Origin of the sequence: Bartonella sp. CL71SXKL (assembly GCF_042194935.1) — a bacterium.
In the GTDB taxonomy this organism is placed as follows: Bacteria; Pseudomonadota; Alphaproteobacteria; order Rhizobiales; family Rhizobiaceae; genus Bartonella.
Genome location: NZ_JBHINI010000108.1, coordinates 1 through 745 on the forward strand (window position 1 = coordinate 1; position 745 = coordinate 745).

Sequence of the window (745 nt, forward strand, 5' to 3'; positions counted from 1 at the left end):
CTTATCGTGAGGCGAAAAAGGAAAAAAGTTTTGAGCAAAAAGTTGCTCTGTGGCAATCAGATATTCCTCCCTCTAATTTTGAGGAAGCATGTGAAATGTTTCAAGAACTTGACGCAAGTGAATATGATTATCGTTTAGTACAAAATGAAAAACTGTTGGGAGTTCAAGAACGCGTTACCTTTGATATTGGCGAAAAGAATCCAATTTTAGGACGTCTTTTAGTAACAAATCAAGCTATTGTATTTGAAAGCCCTGAAGATAATGAAAGGACTACTTGGGCAGAAATTGCATCAGTAACTATAACATACCAAAGATGTCACATCAGTCACCGTACTGGCGCCCCATGGAATTACCGATTTAGTGCCATTCCAAATCCAAGGTTTGCAGCAGTAATCCGAGCTCTTGGACGCCCTTATTAACTTTTGAATACACAAAAGTAAAGATGTCTCATTGTTTTATCTCCCGCAAGATCAGCTTATACATACCGGATTCAGAGGCTTGAACATCTGTGACAATGAAGTATTCTCGAGAAGAGGGAGCTTTGCTGTTTTCAGGAACCATCACAATAACACTATCTTGAGGGTTTGGTGGTAATCCTCCAATGTCATTGATACAAAGATCAAGTTCCTTTCTTGCAATTGTCGTGGAGATTCTGCCCCCAGTGTCCGATTCTGAATGCTTAATGCCGTAAATCGCTGTGATACGAAAAGATTGCTGGTTGTCCTTTCGCGTGTAGATGATGGGC

General features: G+C 40.3%; 1 protein-coding gene and 1 pseudogene. One reads left to right on the top strand and one right to left on the bottom strand.

The genetic code is table 11. The features are described 5' to 3' along the window. Nucleotides 1-419, top strand: a pseudogene (locus tag ACFILA_RS09730) (hypothetical protein); the annotation flags it as partial. A 28-nt stretch (nt 420-447) separates the two neighbouring features. Here ACFILA_RS09730 and ACFILA_RS09735 read toward each other — a convergent pair. Beyond that, nucleotides 448-745: hypothetical protein (locus ACFILA_RS09735; protein WP_375661149.1), on the bottom strand; the 298-nt coding region annotated here is incomplete at its 5' end.